Consider the following 20,574-nt stretch of genomic DNA (forward strand, 5'->3'; position numbering starts at 1 on the left):
CATGACCTCGACGCCGCCGCCGTCCTCGCAGCCGCCCGGGTGGTACCCGGATCCGTACGCCGCGACGCCCGGCGTCGAGCGCTGGTGGAACGGCCTGCAGTGGCTCGCCGAGACGCGCGACCCCACCGCGCAGCCGACCTGGTCGCCCGCCCCGTGGGAGGACGTCCCCGAGCCGGAGCGGGAGACCGCCAGCTGGGGCGCTCGCCTCGGCGCCTACCTGCTCGACATGATCCCGATGGTGGTGCTCGCCATGGTCGTGCTCGGCGCCTTCGGCTGGTTCGGCCTCGTCGGCCGCGCGGCCGAGGGCGACGAGGCGGCGTTCGCCGAGCTCGAGGCGCTCAGCGCGCCCGGCAGCCCCGCATCCATCGCGAGCATCGTGATCGGCGCGATCGCCTACTTCTGCTACAACGTGGGCTTCCACATGGCGAAGGGCCAGACGCCCGGCAAGATGCTCGTCGGCATCCGCGTGCGGATGCGCGACGAGGACCGGCTGCCGGACGCGCGCGCGGCGATCGTGCGCTGGGCGGTGCAGCAGGGCGCTCCGCAGCTGCTGAGCGGCTTCGCCGGGCTCGGCTTCCTCGCCGGCGTCTTCAGCATCGTCGACCACCTGTGGCCGCTGTGGGATCCGCGCGGGCAGGCGCTGCACGACAAGGCCGCCCGCACGATCGTCGTCCGGGCGCCGCGCCGGAGCGTCAGCTGAGGCCGAGCCAGTAGAACGACTGGGTGCCGAAGGTGAGCGAGAAGCGCCCGTCCTCCGCGATCGTCGGGAACTGGCCGCCGCCGAACAGGTCGTTGAGCCGGGCGCGCGCGAACTGCGGGGCGTCGATCGTCACGTGCACCGGGTTGTGGCTGAACGAGAAGACGCAGAGCACGCGCTCGGCCCTGGGTCCCACGTAGCTGCCGTCGCCCTCGTACGAGCGCACGAACGCGAGCACCGCGTCGTTGTCGGTGTCGAGCACCGTGATGTCGCCGAGCCCGAACACGGGGTGGGCGCGGCGCACGTGCAGCACGGAGCGCATCCAGTGCAGCAGGCTCGAGGCCTGCGCCATCTGCGACTCCACGTTGACGGCGGCGTAGTGGTAGACGAGCGACTGCACGACCGGCAGGAACAGCTTGCCCGGGTCGGCGTTCGAGAAGCCGGCGTTGCGGTCGGGCGTCCACTGCATCGGCGTGCGGGATGCGTCGCGGTCGTCGAGCCAGATGTTGTCGCCCATGCCGATCTCGTCGCCGTAGTAGAGGAACGGCGAGCCCGGCAGCGAGAGGAGCAGCGCGTTGGCGAGCTCGAGCTCCGCGCGCGAGTTGTCGAGCAGCGACGAGAGCCGGCGGCGCACCCCGACGTTCGACCGCATCCGCGGGTCGTACGCGTACCAGCCGTACATCGCCTGCCGGTACTCCTCGCTCACCATCTCGAGCGTCAGCTCGTCGTGGTTGCGCAGGAACACACCCCACGCGGCGCCCGGCGGCACGTCGACCTGCTCGGCGAGGATGCGCTTGAGCTCGAGCGCGTTCTGCGCCCGCAGCGAGTAGAAGATGCGCGGCATCGTCGGGAAGTCGAAGGCCATGTGGCACTCGGGCTCCGCGGCCGTGCCGAAGTACGCGGCGGTCTCTGCGGGCCACTGGTTCGCCTCGGCGATGAGCACGCGGCCCGGGTACTCGTCGTCGACGATGCGCCGCAGCCGCTTCACGTACTCGTGCGTGGCGGGCTCGGACTCGCCGTTGCCGCCCTCCGACTCGTAGAGGTAGGGGATCGCGTCGAGCCGGATGGCGTCGACGCCGAGGTCGAGCCAGAAGCGCAGCACGTCCTCGATCGCGGCGTGCACGGCCGGGTTCTCGAAGTTGAGGTCGGGCTGGTGCGAGAAGAAGCGGTGCCAGTAGAACTGCCGGCGCACGGCGTCGAACGCCCAGTTCGACTCCTCGGTGTCGACGAAGATGATGCGCACGTTGGGGTAGCCGTCATCGGTGTCGCGCCACACGTAGAAGTCGCCGTACGGGCCCTCCGGATCCTCCCGAGAGGCGAGGAACCACGGGTGCTGATCGCTCGTGTGGTTGATCGGCATGTCGATCATCACGCGCATGTTGCGGGCATGCGCCTCGGCGACGAAGTGGCTGAAGTCGTCGATCGTGCCGTACTCGGCGAGCACGGCCTTGAAGTCCGAGACGTCGTAGCCGCCGTCGCGCAGCGGCGACTGGTAGAACGGCGGCACCCAGATGCCGTCGATTCCGAGCCACTGCAGGTAGTCGAGCTTCGAGGTGAGCCCCTGGAAGTCGCCGAAGCCGTCGCCGTTCGAGTCGACGAACGAGCGCACCATCACCTCGTAGAAGACGCTCTTGCGATGCCAGTCGCGATCGAGGGCGAGGCCGGGCACGTTGCCGCCGATGATCGGGATGGGCGAGGTGAAGCTGGAGGTGAAGCTCACGGGCGCTCCTCGAGGTGCGGTGCCTGGGAGCGCAAGCCAACCACGGAACGCGGCCTGCGCGCGATGGACGCGCACGCGGCGCAGCGCCGCCTCAGACCGGCGGCGCCCCCGTCGACGAGCGGATGACGAGCACGGGCGCGTAGCTCGTGTGGCTGCGGTCCGGCTCGGCGTCGGGCCGGCCGTGCGGATGCTCGGCGAGCGCGGTCATGATCCAGGCGACCACATCCTCGCCGTGCTGCGCGGGGTCCTGCCGGATGGTCGTGAGGCCGAACGCGGCCGCCGTCGGCACGTCGTCGACGCCGATGACGCTCAGCTGCTCCGGCACGCGGATGCCCAGCTGGTGCGCGGCGAGCAGCACCCCGAGCGCGACCTCGTCGGTGCCAGCCACGATCCCGGTGGGGCGATCGGCCCTGACGAGCAGCTCCCGGGCGGTCGCGTGCGCGCCCTCGAGCGTCGTCGGCACCGTCATGATCGGGCGCATCCGCAGCCCGTGCCTCGCCGAGACCCGCTCGAACGCGCGCCTGCGGCGGTCGGACGACGAGGCGTCGATCGGCTGCACCTCCGTCTCGCTCATCATGTGCAACAGGTCGCGGTGACCGAGGCGCACGAGGTGCTCCGCCGCCTGCTCGCCGGCCGCGTCGTCGTCGAGGCAGAACGAGCGCGAGTGCGGCGTGGGCTCGCCGACCGTGGCCACCGGGATGCCGAGCTCGTTGAGCCGCGACAGGTCGCCGCCCACGAGGCTCCAGGTGATCGTGACGAGCCCGTCGACCTCGCCGCGGTCCATGAAGCGCTCGAACTTCTCGTGCCCGCCCCGGCCGAACGCGCCGAGGTCGTAGAGCAGCACGTCGTGCTCGTGCGCGTCGGCGGCGTGCGCGATGCCGTGCAGCACCGAGCCGAAGTACCAGCGGTCGACGGAGGGGGTCAGCACCCCGATCGTGCGGGTGAGGCCTGTCGCGAGCCGCCTGGCGGCGCCCGAGGCGCGGAAGCCGAGGTCGCCCGCGGTGCGGCGGACGCGCTCCCGCGTCGCCGGAGACACCCCGTCGGCGCCCGACAGCGCGCGGGACGCGGTCGCCTTCGACACCCCGGCTGCGCGGGCGACGTCGTCGAGCCTGGGCATCGCGCCTCCTCGCGCCGTGACGGGCCTCGTCGCCCGTCCCTCGATGGAACCGGTTCCGAGTGTAGAGCGCCACCATGTCGCACGCGAGCGTCGGCCCCCAGCGATCGTGACCGAATCGAAACATTGTCATGTGGCCGGGACCCGTCCGGCGTGCGCTACCGTCACTGGCAGTGGAACCGGTTCCGGCTCCCTGCACGAGGCCGTGCTCCGTCGCGGCTCGTACCCCTTGGCACTGAGCGAACGAAGGAGTTCACGTGAAGCACGCACGCAGGATCGCGGTACCGCTCGGCATCGCCGGCGTCGCCGCGCTCGCCCTCACGGGCTGTGTCGGCGACGCACCCACCGATCCGTCGGCGGCGCCCGGCGCATCCGGTGGCACCGCGGCGGAGGGCTGCGAGGCCTACGCCGACTACGGCACGTTCGACGGCGCAGAGGTCAACGCCTACGGCACCATCCTCGACGCCGAGGCCGACCGACTCAACGAGTCGTGGGCCGAGTTCGAGGACTGCACCGGCATCGACGTCGTGTACGAGGGCTCCGCGGAGTTCGAGGCGCAGATCAACGTCCGCGTCCAGGGCGGCAACCCGCCGGACCTCGCCTTCTTCCCGCAGCCCGGCCTGCTCGCATCCGTCGTCGGCACCGGCAGCGTGCTGCCCGCGCCCGAGTCGGTGGCCGCCAACGCGACCGAGTACTGGAACGAGACGTTCCAGGGCTTCGGCACGGTCGACGGCACGCTCTACGGCGCACCGCTCATGTCGTCCGTCAAGGGCTTCGTCTGGTACTCGCCGGCGGTCTTCGAGGAGAACGGCTGGGAGATCCCGACCACGCTCGACGAGCTCGACGAGCTGACCGCGACCATCGCCGAGACCGACGTCACGCCGTGGTGCGTGGGCTTCGGCTCGGGCGAGGCGACGGGCTGGCCCGGCACCGACTGGCTCGAGGACTACGTGCTGCGCCTGCACGGCGCGGACGTCTACGAGCAGTGGGTCGCGCACGAGATCCCGTTCGACGACCCCCGCATCGTCGAGGCGCTCGACCGCGTCGGTGACCTCATCAAGAACCCCGAGTACGTGAACGGCGGCATCGGCGACGTCTCGACGATCGCGACGACCGACTTCGGCGAGGCCGGCCTGCCGGTGCTCGACGGCGAGTGCGCGATGCACCACCAGGCCTCGTTCTACGAGGGCTTCTGGAGCGACGACAACTCGGTCGAGGTGGCCGAGGACGGCCAGGTCTGGGCGTTCCTCCTGCCCGGCACCGAGGCTGACGCAGCCGCGGTCACCGGCGGCGCCGAGATCGTGGCGGCGTTCAACGACTCCGACGAGGTCGTCGCGGTGCAGACCTACCTGGCGAGCCCGGAGTGGGCGAACAGCCGCGTCTCGCTCGGCGGTGTGCTCTCGGCCAACTCGGGTCTCGACCCGGCGAACGCCTCGAGCGACCTGCTGCGCCAGGCCTACGAGATCCTGCAGGACCCGAACACCACGTTCCGGTTCGACGGGTCCGACTCGATGCCGGGCGCTGTGGGCTCGGGCACGCTGTGGACCGGCATGGTCGACTGGATCTCCGGTGCCGACACGCAGTCCGTCCTGTCCACGGTGGAGCAGAGCTGGCCTTGATCGGCCGTTGATGCCCGAAGTGGGGGCCGCGCTCGCGGCCCCCACTTCGGCATCTGGGAGGTGTCCATGACCACGTTGGATCTTTTCGGCAAGGTGCTGCAGGCGATCGTCGCGCTCGCGGCGTTCGGCGTCGTGATGGCGCTGCTGCTCGCCTTCCTCGACCGCGACGACACCGTGCAGCGGCGCGGCTTCCTCGCATCGCTCAAGGTCGGGCTGCGGCCGCGCATCATCATCGCGGCGGCCTTCGTGCTGCTCGCGGTGCTCGCGCGCGTGCTCTACGGCACCGTCTCGTGGATGACGCAGGAGCTGACGAACTCGCTCATCCTCATCGGCATCCTCGGCGTCGTCGGCGTCGTGCTGCAGCTGCTGCTCGACCGGGCGCTCGAGCCCGCGTCGCCCGCGGTCCGCAGCGCGGTCTTCCGGCTCGTGGCGGCCGCGCTCATCGCGGTCGTCATCGTCCTCGCCCCGATGGGCGAGAGCGGCGCGATCCCGATGCTCGACTGGGTGACGCCCGCGCTGTCGCTCGCGGCGACCATCGCTGGGTGGCCGCTCGTCGCGGCGCTCGTCGCGACCGCCGCCATCGCGTTCGCGCCAGCGCGCATCCGCCGCTCGCTGCGGCTGCTCGCCTGGATCGTGGCCGCGGTCGCCATCGTGGTGATCGCGCTCGTGCTCGAGGGCGGGCGGGAGGTGCCGATCGGCGTGTGGCCGTGGGCCTTCGCCGCGGCGCTCAGCATCGCCGGGCTGCTCGGCTACCTCGCTGACCACGACGAGGACTCGAAGCCGATGCTCGTGTTCCTCATGCCGGCGGCGCTGCTGCTCACGATCGGCCTCGTATACCCGGCGATCCGCACCGCGATCCTCGCGTTCACCGACGCGACGGGCACCTTCAACGGCGCCGACAACTTCGTCTGGATGTTCACCCAGCCGGAGGCGCTCATCACCCTCGGCAACACGATCGTCTGGGTGATCCTGGTGCCGCTGCTCTCGACGGCCATCGGCCTCGCGTACGCGATCTTCATCGACAAGAGCCGCGGCGAGCGGTTCTTCAAGATGCTGCTCTTCATGCCGTTCGCGCTCTCCATGGTGGGCGCGAGCATCATCTGGAAGTTCATGTACGCCTACCGCGGACCGGAGCAGGACCAGATCGGCTTCGTCAACCAGATCATCGTCTGGCTGGGCGGCGAGCCGCAGCAGATCCTGCAGAACAGCCCGTGGAACACGCTCGCGCTCATCATCGTGATGATCTGGATCCAGACCGGATTCGCGATGGTCGTGCTCTCGGCGGCCATCAAGGGCGTGCCCGTCGAGCAGATCGAGGCCGCCTCGATCGACGGGGCCAACCCGTGGCAGCGGTTCTCCAACGTGGTGCTACCGGGCATCCGCTCGTCGCTCGTCGTGGTCGTCACGACGATCTCGATCGCCACGCTCAAGGTGTTCGACATCGTCCGCACGATGACCGCGGGCAACTTCAACACCTCCGTGGTGGCGAACGAGATGTACACGCAGGCGTTCCGGTCGGGCGAGCCCGGCCGAGGCGCCGCGCTCGCGCTCATCCTGTTCGTGATGGTGCTGCCGATCGTCGTCTACAACATCCGAGTGCTCAACCAGCAGAAGGGCATCCGATGAGCCAGATCGCCGTGACCCCAGACCCCGAGATCACGCTCGCGTCGACCGACGCGGCGCTCGGCACGAAGCTCGACCGCGTGAAGCGGCGCCTCACCAGCCCGTGGGCCACGATCGCGGCGATCGTCATCGCCGTGATCTGGACGATCCCGACCTTCGGGCTGCTGCTGTCGTCGTTCCGCCCCTCCGACCAGATCTCCGGGTCCGGCTGGTGGACGTTCTTCACCGACCCGCAGCTGACGCTCGCGAACTACAGCGAGGTGCTGTTCTCGGCCTCGTCGTCGTCGCCGCAGCTGGGCGAGTACTTCGTCAACTCGCTCGCGATCGCCATCCCCGGCACGATCTTCCCGCTCGTGCTCGCGTCGCTCGCGGCGTACGCCTTCGCGTGGATCAAGTTCCGCGGCTCGTCGACGCTCTTCGTGATCGTCTTCGCCCTGCAGATCGTGCCGCTGCAGATGGCGCTCATCCCGCTGCTGCAGCTGTTCGTGACGTTCATGCAGCCGTTCCAGGATGCGCTGCACGAGACGCTGCCGTTCATCAGCGAGCGGCAGTTCCTGCCGGTGTGGATCGCGCACACGATCTTCGCGCTCCCGCTCGCCACGTTCCTGCTGCACAACTTCATCTCGGAGATCCCGGGCGAGGTCATCGAGGCGGCGCGCGTCGACGGCGCGGGGCACGGGCAGATCTTCTTCCGCATCATCCTGCCGCTCGCCACGCCGGCGATCGCGTCGTTCGCGATCTTCCAGTTCCTGTGGGTCTGGAACGACCTGCTCGTCGCCCTCGTGTTCTCCTCCGGCACACCGGATACCGCGCCGCTCATGCAGCGGCTGGCAGAGCTCGCGGGTTCGCGCGGCGAGAACTGGGAGCGACTCACGGCGGGGGCGTTCGTCTCGCTGCTCGTGCCGCTCGCGGTGTTCTTCGGCCTCCAGCGCTACTTCGTCCGAGGCCTGCTGGCGGGCTCCGCGAAGGGCTAGTCACCCGCGCTTGCGGTACCGGATCGTCCTCTCGCAGTCAGTGAGGCGACGATTCGGTACCGCATCTGTCCGTCACCGATCGGGAATCGCTCTGCGCTCAGCCGCCGGCGAGCGCCCGGTGCACCGGCACGACGGCCGCGGCGCTCCACGCCTGCGGGCGGCACGACGCCGGGTAGGCGACGGGGGAGGATGCCTCGTCGCGGCTGAAGCCGGCGAAGAGCTCCGGCAGCCGGCCGTCGAACGCGTCGGCCGCGCGCACGAGCTGCGCGGCGAGCACGCGGGCCGCATCGCCGAGGCCGGCCCGCAGCATCCCCTCGATCACCACGCCGGTGTCGTGCGGCCAGACCGACCCGCAGTGGTACGAGAGCGGCCAGTAGCCGCCCTGGTCGGTCGACATGGTGCGCAGCCCCCAGCCGGAGGCGAAGCGCTCGTCGACGAGCAGCCGCGCGACCTGCGCCTCCTCCTCGGCGGTGAGCAGCGTCGTGCCGAGCAGCTGACCCATGTTCGAGGTCTTCGCGTCGACCGGCTCGCCCTCGCCGTCGAGCGCGATCGCCGGGTAGCGCTCCCCGTCGCGCTCGACCCAGAACGCGGCGCGGAAGCGCTCGCGCATGCCCTCGGCCCACGCGCGCCACTCGTCGGCGCCCTCCGTGTCGCCGAGCGCCTCGAGCAGCGCCGCGCCGTCCTCCGCCGCCTGGCACGCCTGCGCCTGCACCTCGCAGAGCGCGATCGGCCCCTCGGCGATGCGGCCGTCGCGGAAGCGCACGGAGTCGCCCGAGTCCTTCCAGCCCTGGTTCGCGAGCCCGGTGCCGGTCTCGTCGATGTACTTCAGGAAGCCGGATCCGTCCGGGCTGCCGTGGTCGCGCAACCAGCCGAGCGCGCCCTCGAGCGCCGGGCGCAGCTCGCGCACCGTCGCGATCGGCAGGCCGGCGCGCCAGGCGTCGTGCAGCAGCACCACCCAGAGCGGCGTCGCGTCGATCGTGCCGAAGTACACGGGCGGCAGGACGATGCCCTCGCCGGGCATCGTGAAGGTCGACTGCCGCAGCTCGTGCAGGATCTTGCCCGGCTGCTCCGCGGTCGCAGGGTCGACGACGGCCCCCTGGCGTGCGGCGAGCGTGCGGAGCGTGCCCTCGGCGAGCTCGAGCGAGAGCGGCAGCAGCAGGCGCGCGGTGATGAGCGAGTCCCGCCCGAAGAGCGTCATGAACCACGGGGCGCCGGCCGCCGCGAACGGCCCCTGGCCGGCGTCGAGCAGCAGCGCCCGCAGGTCGTCCGCCGCGCAGGCGGCCCAGCGGTCGAGCGCGGCGTCGCCGCTCGGCTCGAGCTCGGCCAGCGGCCGGTCGGCGGCCGGCCCGACGACGGCGGTCGGGTCGTGGAGCCCGATCGTGAGGCCCGCATCCACCGCCGAGCCGGGCGCCACCTGCAGCCGCCAGCGCACGACGACGCGGTCGCCGTCGCGCGAGACCTCGGCGCCGGGCGCGGCGAGCGCCAGCGTGCGCGTGCCGTCGCCGGCCTCGAGGGCGTCCGGCCCCTGCTCGCGCCACGAGAGCGGCATCGGCGCCGGCAGCCCCGCCTTCACCGTCGAGAGCTCGGCGATCGAGACGTCGACGGCGAGCTCGACGTCGGCGGTGACGGCTTCGTCGAGCCCGTTGCGGATGCGCACGCGCTCCTCGAGCGCGCCGGCCGCGACGCTGCGCTCGCGCTCGACGAGCACCCGCGGGTCAGGGGTCTCGTCGTCGATCGCGCGGGCGACCCCGTGGAACACGACGCGGCCGGCGGACCGGCCGGTGCCGGTCGCCTCGACCGGTTCGCCGCCGACGCGCAGCGAGAGGCCGCGCACGTAGCGCCAGTCGCCGTGGAACACCCCGTGGATCGCCGCGCCGCCCATCTCGCCGGACGCATCCGACCACGACTGCGTCGGCGCCTCGAGCACCACGAGGGCATCGTTCAGCAGCGGCTGTCGACCGCGATCCGACGCTGGAGCTGCACTGCTCATCCTGGGCCTCCCGACCGGGGTTCACTTCGGACGATCGATACGCTACCGTCAGGATTGGAACGATCCAAGCGGGCTTTCGCCGCGCGGGTCGAAGGCATCACAAGGGTGTGAGACCGAGGAGCAGCTGATGGGGACGACCCTCGCCGACGTCGCGGCGCATGCCGGCGTCTCGGTGCAGACCGTCTCCAACGCGCTCAACAACCCCGCGCTGCTCAAGCGCTCCACGCTCGACCGCGTGCTCGCCGCCGTCGACGACCTCGACTACTCGCCCAACCTCCAGGCGAGGCGCCTGCGGCAGCAGACCGTCGCGACGATCGGCCTGCGCATCGACCCGCTCACCGAGAACGTGGCCGCGTCGCTGCTCGACCGGTTCCTGCACGAGCTCACCGCCCGCGCCGACGCGCAGGGCAGGCACGTGCTGCTCTTCACCGCTGTCGACGACGAGGAGGAGGTGCGCAAGATCCGCGAGCTCGCCGGCCAGCGGGTCGCCGACCGCTTCCTGCTCACCTCGACCCACCTCGGCGACGCGCGCGTCACCTCCCTGCTCGACGAGGGCCTCGCCTTCGCCGCGTTCGGCCGTCCCTGGGGGGCTGCGCGCGCGCACAACTGGGTGGACGTCGACGGCGCCGCGGGCACGCGCGCCGCGACGGATGCGCTGCTCGACGCCGGACACCGGCGCATCGGCTTCCTGGGCTGGCCCGCGGGCAGCGGGTCCGGCGACGACCGGCGCCGAGGCTGGGCAGAGGCGATGGCCGAGCGGCTCGGCGTCGGCGGCGACGCCCTCGACGCCCTGACCGCGCGCTGCCAGGACCGCGTCGCGGACGCGCTCGTCGCCGCCGGACCGCTGCTCGAGCGTGGGGTGACCGCGCTCGTCTGCGCCTCCGACTCGCTCGCGACCGGCGGCATCGGCGCGGCGTCGCAGCTGGGGATCCGGCTGCCGGTCATCGGCTTCGACAACACCTCGCTCGCCGCGGGGCTCGGCTTCCCGAGCGTCGACCAGAGCCTCGGCGAGGTGGCCACCGCGGCGCTCGCCGCGATCGACGCCCAGCCGGGCGCCGTCACGACCATCGTCCGGCCGCACCTCGTGCGGCGGGACGACGCACGGTGGGGGATCGCCCCCGCCGCCGACCGGGGACCCTCCCCATCCTGAAAGGAACAACCATGCGACACAGCAAGCTGGGCAGCGTCGCCCTCGCCGGCACGCTCGCCCTCGCCCTGGCCTCCTGCTCCGGGGGTGGCAGCACCGGCTCCAGTGGAGAGCCCGAAGCGCCCGCCGAGGCGCTGACGATGCTCATCGGCTCCTCCGGCGAGGCGGAGACGGCGGCCGTGCAGGCCGCGGCCGACGCCTGGAGCGCCGAGTCGGGCACGACCGTCGAGGTCATCGCGGCGTCCGACCTCAACCAGGAGCTCGCGCAGGGCTTCGCGGGCGACTCGGCACCCGACGTCTTCTACATGGGCTGGGACCAGTTCCAGACCTACGCGGGCGACGACTACCTCGAGCCCTACGCGGGCGACCTCGCGAACGCGGGCGACTTCTACCCGGCGCTCGTCGACACCTTCACCTTCGACGGCGAGTTCGTGTGCGCCCCGAAGGACTTCTCGACGCTCGGCCTCGTCATCAACACGCAGCTGTGGGAGGCGGCAGGCCTCACCGACGCCGACGTGCCGACCACATGGGAGGAGCTGCAGACCGTCGCCCAGACGCTGACGACCGGCGACACCGTCGGGCTCTCGATGGGCGCGGAGTACGCGCGCGTCGGCGTCTTCATGGAGCAGGCGGGCGGCGGGCTCATGGACGGCGACACCGTGACCGCGAGCTCGCCCGAGAACGTCGAGGCGCTCGAGTACGTGCAGGGCCTGCTCGAGGCGGGCTCGCTCAAGTGGCCGGCCGACCTCGGCGCCGGCTGGGGCGGCGAGGCGTTCGGCAACGGCGCAGCGGCGATGGTGATCGAGGGGCCGTGGATCCGCGGCGCGCTCGAGGCCGACTTCCCGGACGTGGAGTTCCTGGTGGCGGAGCTGCCGGAGGGACCGGCCGGTCCCGGCACCTTCACCTTCTCGAACTGCTGGGGCATCCCGCAGGGCCAGGAGACCGCGGCCACCGCGCAGGAGCTCGTCGCCTTCCTGACGAGCGACGAGCAGCAGCTCGAGTTCGCCGACGCGTTCGGCGTCATCCCCTCGACGCAGGCGGCAGCTGCCACCTACGCCGAGACCTACCCGGAGAACGCCGCGTTCGTCGCGGGCGCCGACTACGCGGTCAGCCCGGTGAACTTCTCGGGCGCGGCCGACGTCGTGACCGAGTTCAACAACACGATCACGACGCTGCAGGGCGCTGACCCGCAGGCCGCGCTCGACGAGCTGCAGACGCAGCTCGAGGCCGCCTACGCGTCGTCGCAGGGCTGATGAGCTCCGTCTCGACCGCTCCCGCGCCGCGCAAGCGGCGCGGGGGCGCGCGGGGCGGTGAGACGGTCGCCGGCTGGCTCTTCACGCTGCCGGCGATCCTCATCATCGGCGTCTTCCTGATCGCGCCGATCGCCCTCGCGCTGTGGGTCTCGTTCACCGACTGGAACGGCCGCAACTCGCCGCTCTTCAACGAGAGCGTCGACGTCGTCGGCCTCGAGAACTACGCCGCGATCACGACCGACGACTCGCTCACGCGCGAGCTGTTCGGCCGCACGATCCGCAACACCGCCTACTTCGTGCTCTTCGTCGTGCCGCTGCAGACGGCGCTCGCGCTCTTCCTCGCCGTGCAGGTGAACCGGCGGCTGCTGAAGGGCAAGGGCTTCTTCCGCACCGCGTTCTACTTCCCGTCGGTGACCTCGTCGATCGCGATCACGGGCGTCTTCCTCTTCCTCTTCGCGGCCACGGGCGTGGTCAACCGCGTGCTCGGGGCGCTCAGCATCGACGGCCCGAACTGGTTCGCCGACCCGCGCGGCGTGTTCCACATCCTGTTCCGCAGCGATGCTGCGCCGCCCGGCCTCGACAGCCCGGGCTTCCTGGGCGTCACCGGATGGGATTGGCTGGCCGGCCCGTCGGTCGCGATGTGCGTGATCATCACGATGAACATCTTCACCACCTCCGGCACCTTCATGCTGCTGTTCCTCGCGGGGCTGCAGAACATCGGCGCCGAGGTCGGCGAGGCGGCGGTGATGGACGGCGCGGGCCCCATCCGCACCTTCTTCTCCGTGACGCTGCCCATGCTCCGCCCGACGCTCTTCACGGTGCTGACGCTCGGGCTCATCGGCACGTGGCAGGTGTTCGACCAGATCTACCTGACGCGCGGCACCCCGGCGGCACCGACGCTCTCCAGCCCGGCGTACCTCGCCTTCAACCAGGCGTTCGAGAACAACGAGCCCGGCATCGCCGCGGCCATCGCGTTCGTGCTGTTCCTCATCATCATCGCCATGACGCTCATCCAGCGGCTGGTGCTGGGCGAGCGGGACGAGAGCGGCATGGGCAAGCGGCGCAAGGGGCGCGACCTCAAGGCGCCGCTGCTCGCAGAGGGCGCGGTGCGGCTCGAAGCCGGTCCGCAGAGCACCACGGGAGGTGGACTCACATGAAGGAGCGCGTCAGCGGCGGCCTGATCGTCGGCTACGTCATCCTCGTCATCTTGGCGCTGGTCTACATCTACCCGTTCGTGATCGCGGTGAGCGGCTCGTTCAAGACGGATGCGGAGGCCAACGGGGATCCGATGTCGCTCATCCCGCAGACGTTCACGTACGCCGCCTACGAGCGGCTGTTCACCGGCGACCTGCCCCTGTGGGCGGCGAACTCCGCGTTCATCACGATCGTGGTGACCGTCTTCCGGGTGTTCTTCGACTCGCTGGCGGGCTACGCGCTGTCGCGGCTGAAGTTCCGCGGCCGCGGCTTCGTGTTCGCGGTCTTCATCGCGGTGCTCGCCGTGCCGTCGGTGGTGCTGATGATCCCGCGCTTCCTGGTGATCAAGGAGCTCGGGCTCTACGACACCTACGGCGGCATGATCATCCCGCTGCTGGCGACCGCTGCCGGGGTCTTCATCATGAAGCAGTTCTTCGACTCGATCCCGGTCTCGATCGAGGAGGCCGCCAGGATCGACGGCGCGGGCGTGTTCCGCACCTTCTGGTCGGTGACGCTCCCGATGGCCTCGCCGGCGCTCATCACGCTGACGATCCTGTCGTTCCAGGGCTCCTGGAACGAGTTCGGGCACTTCGTCATCTCGCGGCAGAGCCCCGAGCTGCACACCCTCACGACCGGTGTCGGCTCGCTCGTGTCGGGGGCGCTGGGCTCCGGCACGCAGTTCCCGCTCAAGCTCGCGGCGGCGGTGCTGATGACGATCCCGGTGGCGATCGTGTTCTTCATCTTCCAGAAGCGCATCATGTCGACGACGGAGGGCGCCGAGAAGGGGTGACGCCGGACGCCGAGGGGCGCGGGGCGGCAGCGCCGCACCGCGCCCCTCGGCGTCAGCGGGTCGAGGCGATGGCGCGCCTCACCCCTCCGGGTCGACCAGCCGCAGGCGCGGCCGCTGGGTCGATCGATCGCCGCTGCCCGTGCCCCGCAGGAGCGGCAGCTGCACCGGCCCGGTGTCGAGCCGCTGCACGCGCTCGACCGCCGCGAGGTGCCGCTCGCCGGTGTCGATGCGCTGCTTCGGCCGGCCGGCGCGCGCCTCGAGCGCGCGCTGGACGACGACGACGGCAGCGGCGCTCGCGGCGTGCGGGCTGCCGGCCCCCGGCAGCGGCACCGGCATCGCGACGTCCTCGAGGCCGAACCCCGCGAAGGCCGCCGGCAGCCGCCCGTGGAACGCGTCGGCGGCGGCGAGGAGCTGCTCGGCGAGCGCGCGCGCCTCGTCGCGGAAGCCCGCGCGCAGCAGCCCCTCGATCGCGAGGCCGGTCTCGTGCGGATGGATCGCGCCGCCGCGCTCGAGCAGCGGCCAGTAGTCGCGGTCGTCCGCGGCGAGCGAGCGCAGCCCGAAGCCCGAGGCGATCGCGTCGTCGAGCAGCATCCGCGCGACGATCGACTCCTCGTACTCGTCGAGGATCCGGGTGCCGAGCAGCTGGCCGAGCTCCGCGCCGAGGCGGTCGTGCTGCCCGCCGTCGTGGTCGATGGCGAGCGAGGGGGTGCGCGCGGAGCCGTCGCCGCTCCAGAACGCGTCACGGAAGCGCGAGCGCAGGCGAGCCGCCCACGCGCGCCACTCGTCGCCGTCGTCGCCGAGCGCGTCGAGCAGGTCTGCGGCGCCGACCGCGGCGCGGCAGGCGATGGCCTGCACGGCCGCGCTCACCTCGTCGTCGTCGGGATCGGCGAGGAAGCCGTCGCCGGTGTGCGCGGCGAGCCAGCCGAGCGCGGCGTGCAGCGCGGTGCGCAGCTCGCGGGCGGTCTCGGTGGGCATGCCGGCGATCCACGTCTCGTGGAGGAGCACGATCCACAGCGGCGTCGCGTCCACCGATGCCCGGAAGGCGGGCGCGCTGCCGTCCTGGCGCACCTCGTGGGGGATGCGACCGGGCTCCTCGCCCGTCTCGGCGTCGTGGAGCACGCCCTGCCGGGTCGCGAGCGTGCGCAGCGTGCCCTCGGCGATCGCCGAGGCCTGCGGCAGCGCGAGGCGCGCCGCCACGAGCGCCTCGCGCGACAGCAGCGTCAGCTGCCAGGGCGCCGCGGCGGCGAGGAACGGGCCGTGGCCGACGTCGAGGGAGAGGTCGTCGAGGTCGGCCACGGCGCGCCCGGCCCAGCGATCGAGGGCTGTCACACCGGTCGCGCGCAGCGGCGGGAGGGATGCGGTCGGAGGTCCCGGCTCGGCCAGCTGCGCGTCGTCGACCGCGAGCTCGATCGACAGGGTCGCCCAGTCGCCCGGTCGCACGACCACGCTGCGCGACGCCGTGACGCGGTGCCCGTCGATCTCGATCGCGCCCTTGGTGCTCGCGCAGCGGAGCGTGCGGGTGCCGTCCGTCGCGACGGCCGCGCCGTCGTCGAGTCGGAGGTCGATCGGCACGGCCTCCGGCCTGCCGGCGTGCACGGAGGCGAGCGGGGCGAGCTCGAGGTCGAGGCGCAGCTCGAGGAGCGCCGTGACCTCGACGTCGCGGCCGTTGACGATCGTCACGCGCTCGACGAAGCCGCCCGGCTCCACGGCGCGCATCCGCTCGACGAGCACGCGCGGGGTCGACGAGTCACCGTCGAGCTGGCGAGCGACGGCGCGGAAGACGGTGCTGTCGCGGTCGTCCGCGGTCGTGAGGTGCTCGATCGGCCGGCCGTCGACGAGCAGCTCGAGGCTGCGCACCCAGCGCCAGTCACCGTGGAAGATGCCGTCCGCGGCGCCGCCCATCGTGCCGTCCCGACGCGACCACACCTGCGTCGGAGCCGAGAGCGCGACGAGCTCGTCGTGGAGGAGCGGCGGTCTGCCGGTCTTCGCATCGAGCTCGGGATGCATCGGATGTCCTATCGTCGCCGTGCTGCGGCACTCGTCACGCTAGCCGCGGCGTCGGAGGGCAGCGCCCAAGGCGCCCTCAGCCTTGGCGCACGGGAGGCTCAACCGCCCGCGCCGCCGCTCGACGGGGCCGTCGGGCGGTGCGTGGACCGCTATGGCGTCGGCGTGCGGGCGTCGTAGGCGAGGAAGGAGCGCTGCGTGCGCGTGACGATCGCGATGAGCGCGACGATGAGGAGCCCGCCGATGAGCGGCGGGCACCACAGCGCGACGAGGCTCGCGGCGGCGCCGGCGTAGAGGTCGCCGATGCGGGGCCCGCCCGCGACGACCACGGTGAAGAGGCCCTGCGTGCGCCCGCGCATCTCGTCGGGGGCGGCGGTCAGCATCATGGTCGAGCGGAAGATGGCGCTGATCTCGTCGCTCGCGCCCATGCCGGCGAGGGCGAGCGCCGCGACGGCGAGCGCCGGCCACGCGACCTGCGACCAGTCGGCGCCGACCGGGCCGCCCCATCCGAGCGACATCGCGAGCAGCACGGCACCGAAGAGGGCGACGAACGCGCCGTAGACGGTGATCGCCCGGGCGACGGCGACGCCGTGGCGGTGCACGTGGGCGACGGGGCCGGAGAAGAGGCTCGCGAGCAGCGTGCCGACCGCGGCGGCGGCGGTGAGCACGCCGACGGTGATCGGGCCGCCGCCGATCGCGATCGCGCCCACCGCCGGCAGCAGCGCGAAGGGGCGGCCGAACGACATGGCGATGATGTCGACGAGGAACGACATGCGGATGTTCGGCGCCTGGCGCAGGAACCGCCAGCCGTCGAGCAGCGATGCGAGGCCCGGCTTCGCGACCGCGCCGAGCGGCGGCAGCCGCGGCAGCCCGAGGATGCCGACGAACCCGGCGGTGAAGAGCACCGCGTCGATCGCGAACGTGATCGGCAGGCCGACGCCCGCCACGAGCACGCCCGCGAGCGCGGGACCGACGGTCAGCATGATGCCGATCGCGATGCCGTTGAGGGCGGTCGCGCGCGAGATCAGGTGCGCGGGCAGGATGCGCGGCGTGACAGCAGAGCGCGTCGCGCCCGAGACGGTCGCGGCGACGGTGTTGAGCGTCGTGAGCACGTAGAACGGCCACACCAGCGCGCGCTCGCCGTCGGCGACGAGCGCCGCGTCCCAGGTCGAGAGCGCCACGAGGCCCAGCACTGCGGCCCAGCCGACGAGGCTCGAGACGATGAGCACGGCACGGCGGTCGAAGGCGTCGGCGATCATGCCGCCCCAGAGGCCGGCGACCACCATGGGCAGCAGGGCGATGCCGCCGACGAGGGCGACGGCCATGGTGCTGCCGGTCATGTCGAAGATCTGCAGGCCGACGGCGACGACGGTCATCTGCGCGCCGATGCCGCTGATGGCGTTTCCGATCCACAGCCGGGCGAAGACGGGTGAGGCCGTCAGCGGCGCGAGGTCGACGAGCCGTCGGCGCTTCTCGGGCGCGGATGCGCCGGCCGTCTCGCGCGGATCGGTCTCGACGCCGGCGGGCGGCAGGATCGCGTGGTCGCCGGTCGCCGTGCTCTCGTCCTGGCCGGTCACGCCACGTCGTCGATGCCGTAGAGCGCGTCGATCGCCGACAGGAAGTCGTCGTGACGGCCCTCGGCGGCGAGCTCCCGCGCGCGCACGGTCGGCTTGTGCAGCAGCACGCCGGCGAAGTGGCGCAGCGCCTGCTCGGCGGCGCGCCGCTCCTCCTCGCTGCCGCGCTTCGCGACGCGGGCGAGCTCGGCCTCCATGGCCTCCTCGACGTGCTGGCGCAGCGCGGCGATGGCGGGTCCGAGGCGGCGCTCCTCGGTGCCGCGCTCGAACCGGCGCGCGGCCTTGCGCACGAGGTCGCGGGCATCGGCGGCGGCGGTCAGGTGCTCGAGCGGGGCGTGCAGGCGGATCGTCTCCAGGTCGAGCACCTCGACGCCCGCGACCGTCGCGACATCGGGGTCGACGTTGCGGGGCATGCCCATGTCCACGACGAGCTGCGCGCCGCGACCGTGCTCGACGGGGCAGCCCGCGACCGTCGCGCCGGCGGCGTGCATCGGGCATCCCGCGCTCGTGCCGCCGAGGGCGACCGGGCAGGTCGCGGCGTCGTGCGCCTGACCGGGGAAGTCGTGCGTCGCGAGCCGCGCGCGGCCGGCGTGCAGCAGGGCGGCGTCGACGACGAACCGGTCGGCGCTCGTGCAGGTGATGATGACGTCGGCGGAGGCTGCGGCGAGCGCGGCGTCGCGCGCGTCGACGTGACCGATCGCGTGGCTGCGGGCGAAGCCCTCGCCGCGGTCGGACGGGCTCCACACCTCGATGTGCTTCGCGCCGCGGCGACGCAGCTCGGCGAGCGAGACGCCGGCGAAGCGGCCCGTGCCGACGAGCAGCACCCGGGCGTCCACGAAGTCGACCCGCGCGCTCGCGAGGTCGAGCGCGAGGCGCACGATCGAGCGGCCGGCCTCGCCGATGCCCGTGCGGTTCTTGATGCCGCGCTGCGTCTCGGAGGCGCGCTGGAACAGGCGCTCGAGGTGCGGCGACGTGGTGCCGGCGACCTGCGCCGACTGCAGCGCGCGGCGCACCTGGCCGGCGATCTCGCCCTCGCCGACGACGACCGACTCGAGGCCGGCGGCGACGGCGAACAGGTGCTCCGCGGCCTCGACGTCGGCGAGCGGCTCGAGCGTCTCCGGCTGGTGGAAGCCGAGCGCGTCGGCCGCGACGGTCTGCGCGATGCCGGCAGCGTCGTCCGCCTCGGCGTCGATGTCGAGGTACACCTCGAAGCGGTTGCAGGTCGAGACGACGACCGCCCCGTCGACCGCGGGGTGCGAGGCGAAGGAGCTGGGCAGCTGTGAGGCGTCAGCCGTCGACAGTGCCTCGAGGGCAGTGAAGTCGGCGTTCTTGTGACTCGCCGTCAGGCAGATGAGCACCAGACCATCCTACTGTCCCCCAGGGGTGCCCGCGGAGCACGCGGGCCTTCGCCCACCGCGAACGGGAGCGGCCCGGGCGCTCGCCCGGACCGCTCCGCCGGCCTCACTTGCCGAACGCGTCCTTCGCGGCGTCCTTCACGTGCTCGCCCGCCTGCTTGGCGTTCGCGCTCGCCTGCTGGGCCTTGCCCTCGGCCTCGAGGCGCTCGTCGCCGGTCGCGGCGCCGAAGACCTCCTTGGCCTTGCCGCCGAGCTCCTGGGCCTTGTTGCTGATCTTGTCGTCCGTGCCCATGTCGGGCCTCCTTCATCGGGTGCGCGAGATCGCGCGATGGCTGCGGCGCGGACGCGCCGCAGAAGCGATCAGTCGGCGCGACGGGTGGTCGCGACGGCGGCGCGCAGCCCGCCGCTGACGTGGATGAGGATCGGCACCTGGGCGCCGAGCCGCTGCTGCGTACGCTCGGCGGCGGTCGCGGCGCGCTCCACGACCTCGTCGAGCCGTGCGCCGTGCCGCACGTGGAGCGCGATGCGCCACGCGGGGCGGCCGCGCCGGGCCCACCAGGGCTGCACGTCGACGTCGAGCACGTCGGGCATCGAGCCGAGCTCGAGCCGGTACAGGTCGCGGACGGCGTGCTTGTCGACGGCGATGCCGTGGTCGGCCACCGCGTCGCCGCTGCGGCCGCGGCCGCGGGTCGCGCCGTGCACCGCCGCGAGCAGCACGAGGGCTGCGCCCGCCGCGGTCGCGACGATCGTCCAGTCGACCGACGCCGCGGTCGCCGCGACGGGCGAGAGGGCGGCGTGCACGAGGTCGGGTCGCACGTGCCAGAGCACCACGACCGCGCCCAGCGCGAGCCATGCGGTGCCCAGGAGGGCGAGCAGCATCCGGTTCAGGGTCCTCGACGAGCGGCTCACGCGTCGCGCTCCTCTCGGACGACGACGCGCACCGTCGGTCGTGGGCGCAGCGCCTCGATGAGCGCGCGCGCTGCCTCGTCCGCGGCGGCGGTGTCGGTGGCGAAGCCGCTCGGCGGCCGCAGCGCGACCTCCGCCGAGGTCCTGCCGAGCGTCGTGCGGGTGCGGTCGACCGGCGCCCGTGATGCGAGCGCCGCGGCTCGCGAGATGGCGCTCGCGAGCACGGCGTCGTCGGCGACGATCGCCACGCCCTCGCGCTGCAGCGCTCGCCGGGAGCGTCGCCCGGGGGCGAGCGCGAGGATGAGCATCGCGAGCCCGACGAGCCCAGCGGCAGCGCCGATCGCGATGCCGACGGCACCGGCTCCGCCCGCGAGCGAGGCGATCTCCGCGCTCCCCGGCAGCGTCGCACCGGGCACGGTCGTGCCCGTGCGCTCGAGCAGCAGCAGCGCCGCCACGGCCGCGACGGCGAGGGCGGTGAGCCACAGCGCGATGCTCGCGGAGAGCGAGCGCGAGCGGTGGAGCTCGCACCGCTCGAGGCGCCGGAGCTCGCGCGCATCCGGGGTCGGAGCGCCGGGCTGGGGACTCGGCTGCGGGGTCATGGGGTGTCCTTCCTG

The 20,574-nt window shown here is 72.6% G+C and carries 17 protein-coding genes; 8 read left to right on the forward strand and 9 right to left on the reverse strand.

Going from position 1 to position 20,574, the window contains the following annotated elements; genetic code table 11:
• The first annotated feature begins 1 nt into the window (after position 1).
• Complete coding sequence (locus ABIB37_RS05180; RefSeq protein WP_354257576.1) at positions 2 to 700, forward strand: RDD family protein; 699 nt, start codon at positions 2 to 4, stop codon at positions 698 to 700.
• On the opposite strand, the gene treS is transcribed toward ABIB37_RS05180, so the two are convergent.
• Entirely contained in the window at positions 693 to 2,417 is a 1,725-nt protein-coding gene (treS, locus tag ABIB37_RS05185) for a maltose alpha-D-glucosyltransferase (RefSeq protein ID WP_354257579.1), read from the reverse strand. The genes ABIB37_RS05180 and treS overlap by 8 nt on opposite strands.
• 91 nt (positions 2,418 to 2,508) lie before the next feature.
• Positions 2,509 to 3,534, reverse strand: a complete 1,026-nt coding sequence (locus ABIB37_RS05190; protein WP_354257582.1) for a LacI family DNA-binding transcriptional regulator — start codon at positions 3,532 to 3,534, stop codon at positions 2,509 to 2,511.
• Positions 3,535 to 3,788: 254 nt separating this feature from the next.
• Between ABIB37_RS05190 and ABIB37_RS05195 the strand changes: the two genes are divergently transcribed.
• The 3 genes from ABIB37_RS05195 to ABIB37_RS05205 all read left to right on the forward strand — a co-directional run bounded on the left by ABIB37_RS05195 (position 3,789) and on the right by ABIB37_RS05205 (position 7,747).
• Entirely contained in the window at positions 3,789 to 5,150 is a 1,362-nt protein-coding gene (locus ABIB37_RS05195) for an ABC transporter substrate-binding protein (protein WP_354257585.1), read from the forward strand.
• Positions 5,151 to 5,642: 492 nt separating this feature from the next.
• A complete protein-coding gene (locus ABIB37_RS05200) occupies positions 5,643 to 6,776 on the forward strand; it encodes a carbohydrate ABC transporter permease (RefSeq protein ID WP_502914064.1) in 1,134 nt (377 codons plus the stop codon).
• The gene (locus tag ABIB37_RS05205) at positions 6,773 to 7,747 is read left to right on the forward strand and encodes a carbohydrate ABC transporter permease (RefSeq protein WP_123696629.1); all 975 of its coding nucleotides are present in this window, start codon (positions 6,773 to 6,775) and stop codon (positions 7,745 to 7,747) included. Before ABIB37_RS05200 ends, ABIB37_RS05205 begins: the two co-directional genes overlap by 4 nt.
• 97 nt (positions 7,748 to 7,844) lie before the next feature.
• Here ABIB37_RS05205 and ABIB37_RS05210 read toward each other — a convergent pair whose 3' ends face one another.
• Positions 7,845 to 9,677, reverse strand: coding sequence for a glycogen debranching N-terminal domain-containing protein (locus ABIB37_RS05210; protein ID WP_354257588.1), 1,833 nt, complete (start codon positions 9,675 to 9,677; stop codon positions 7,845 to 7,847).
• A gap of 187 nt (positions 9,678 to 9,864) precedes the next feature.
• On the opposite strand from ABIB37_RS05210, the gene ABIB37_RS05215 reads away from it, so the two are divergent.
• Genes ABIB37_RS05215 through ABIB37_RS05230 form a run of 4 tightly spaced genes read left to right on the forward strand, consistent with a single transcriptional unit; the run spans position 9,865 to position 14,121 of the window.
• Positions 9,865 to 10,887 (forward strand): LacI family DNA-binding transcriptional regulator, encoded by a 1,023-nt coding sequence (locus tag ABIB37_RS05215; protein WP_354257591.1) that lies wholly within the window; start codon positions 9,865 to 9,867, stop codon positions 10,885 to 10,887.
• A gap of 11 nt (positions 10,888 to 10,898) precedes the next feature.
• Positions 10,899 to 12,137 (forward strand): sugar ABC transporter substrate-binding protein, encoded by a 1,239-nt coding sequence (locus tag ABIB37_RS05220; protein ID WP_354257594.1) that lies wholly within the window; start codon positions 10,899 to 10,901, stop codon positions 12,135 to 12,137.
• Positions 12,137 to 13,294 carry a carbohydrate ABC transporter permease gene (locus ABIB37_RS05225; RefSeq protein WP_354257596.1) on the forward strand — a complete coding sequence of 386 codons (1,158 nt, stop codon included), beginning with the start codon at positions 12,137 to 12,139 and terminating at the stop codon, positions 13,292 to 13,294. Before ABIB37_RS05220 ends, ABIB37_RS05225 begins: the two co-directional genes overlap by 1 nt.
• Positions 13,291 to 14,121, forward strand: a complete 831-nt coding sequence (locus tag ABIB37_RS05230) for a carbohydrate ABC transporter permease (RefSeq protein WP_354257599.1) — start codon at positions 13,291 to 13,293, stop codon at positions 14,119 to 14,121. The genes ABIB37_RS05225 and ABIB37_RS05230 overlap by 4 nt, the downstream gene beginning before the upstream one ends.
• 78 nt (positions 14,122 to 14,199) lie before the next feature.
• Here ABIB37_RS05230 and ABIB37_RS05235 read toward each other — a convergent pair whose 3' ends face one another.
• The 6 genes from ABIB37_RS05235 to ABIB37_RS05260 form a co-directional block, all read right to left on the reverse strand.
• Positions 14,200 to 16,128: a glycogen debranching N-terminal domain-containing protein gene (locus tag ABIB37_RS05235; RefSeq protein WP_354257602.1), complete on the reverse strand. Its 1,929-nt coding sequence runs from the start codon at positions 16,126 to 16,128 to the stop codon at positions 14,200 to 14,202.
• 149 nt (positions 16,129 to 16,277) lie between these two features.
• On the reverse strand, positions 16,278 to 17,702 hold the full coding sequence (locus tag ABIB37_RS05240; RefSeq protein ID WP_354257605.1) for an MFS transporter: 1,425 nt from the start codon (positions 17,700 to 17,702) through the stop codon (positions 16,278 to 16,280).
• Complete coding sequence (locus tag ABIB37_RS05245; RefSeq protein WP_354257608.1) at positions 17,699 to 19,057, reverse strand: glutamyl-tRNA reductase; 1,359 nt, start codon at positions 19,055 to 19,057, stop codon at positions 17,699 to 17,701. The genes ABIB37_RS05240 and ABIB37_RS05245 overlap by 4 nt, the downstream gene beginning before the upstream one ends.
• Positions 19,058 to 19,160: 103 nt before the next feature.
• Positions 19,161 to 19,346 carry a CsbD family protein gene (locus tag ABIB37_RS05250; RefSeq protein WP_354257611.1) on the reverse strand — a complete coding sequence of 62 codons (186 nt, stop codon included), beginning with the start codon at positions 19,344 to 19,346 and terminating at the stop codon, positions 19,161 to 19,163.
• Between the two features lie 68 nt (positions 19,347 to 19,414).
• Positions 19,415 to 19,933, reverse strand: coding sequence for a hypothetical protein (locus tag ABIB37_RS05255; RefSeq protein ID WP_354257614.1), 519 nt, complete (start codon positions 19,931 to 19,933; stop codon positions 19,415 to 19,417).
• 26 nt (positions 19,934 to 19,959) lie between these two features.
• Positions 19,960 to 20,559: a hypothetical protein gene (locus ABIB37_RS05260; protein ID WP_354257617.1), complete on the reverse strand. Its 600-nt coding sequence runs from the start codon at positions 20,557 to 20,559 to the stop codon at positions 19,960 to 19,962.
• Positions 20,560 to 20,574 lie beyond the last annotated feature (15 nt).

It is taken from the genome of Agrococcus sp. UYP10, assembly GCF_040547205.1.
Taxonomy (GTDB): Bacteria; Actinomycetota; Actinomycetes; order Actinomycetales; family Microbacteriaceae; genus Agrococcus; species Agrococcus jenensis.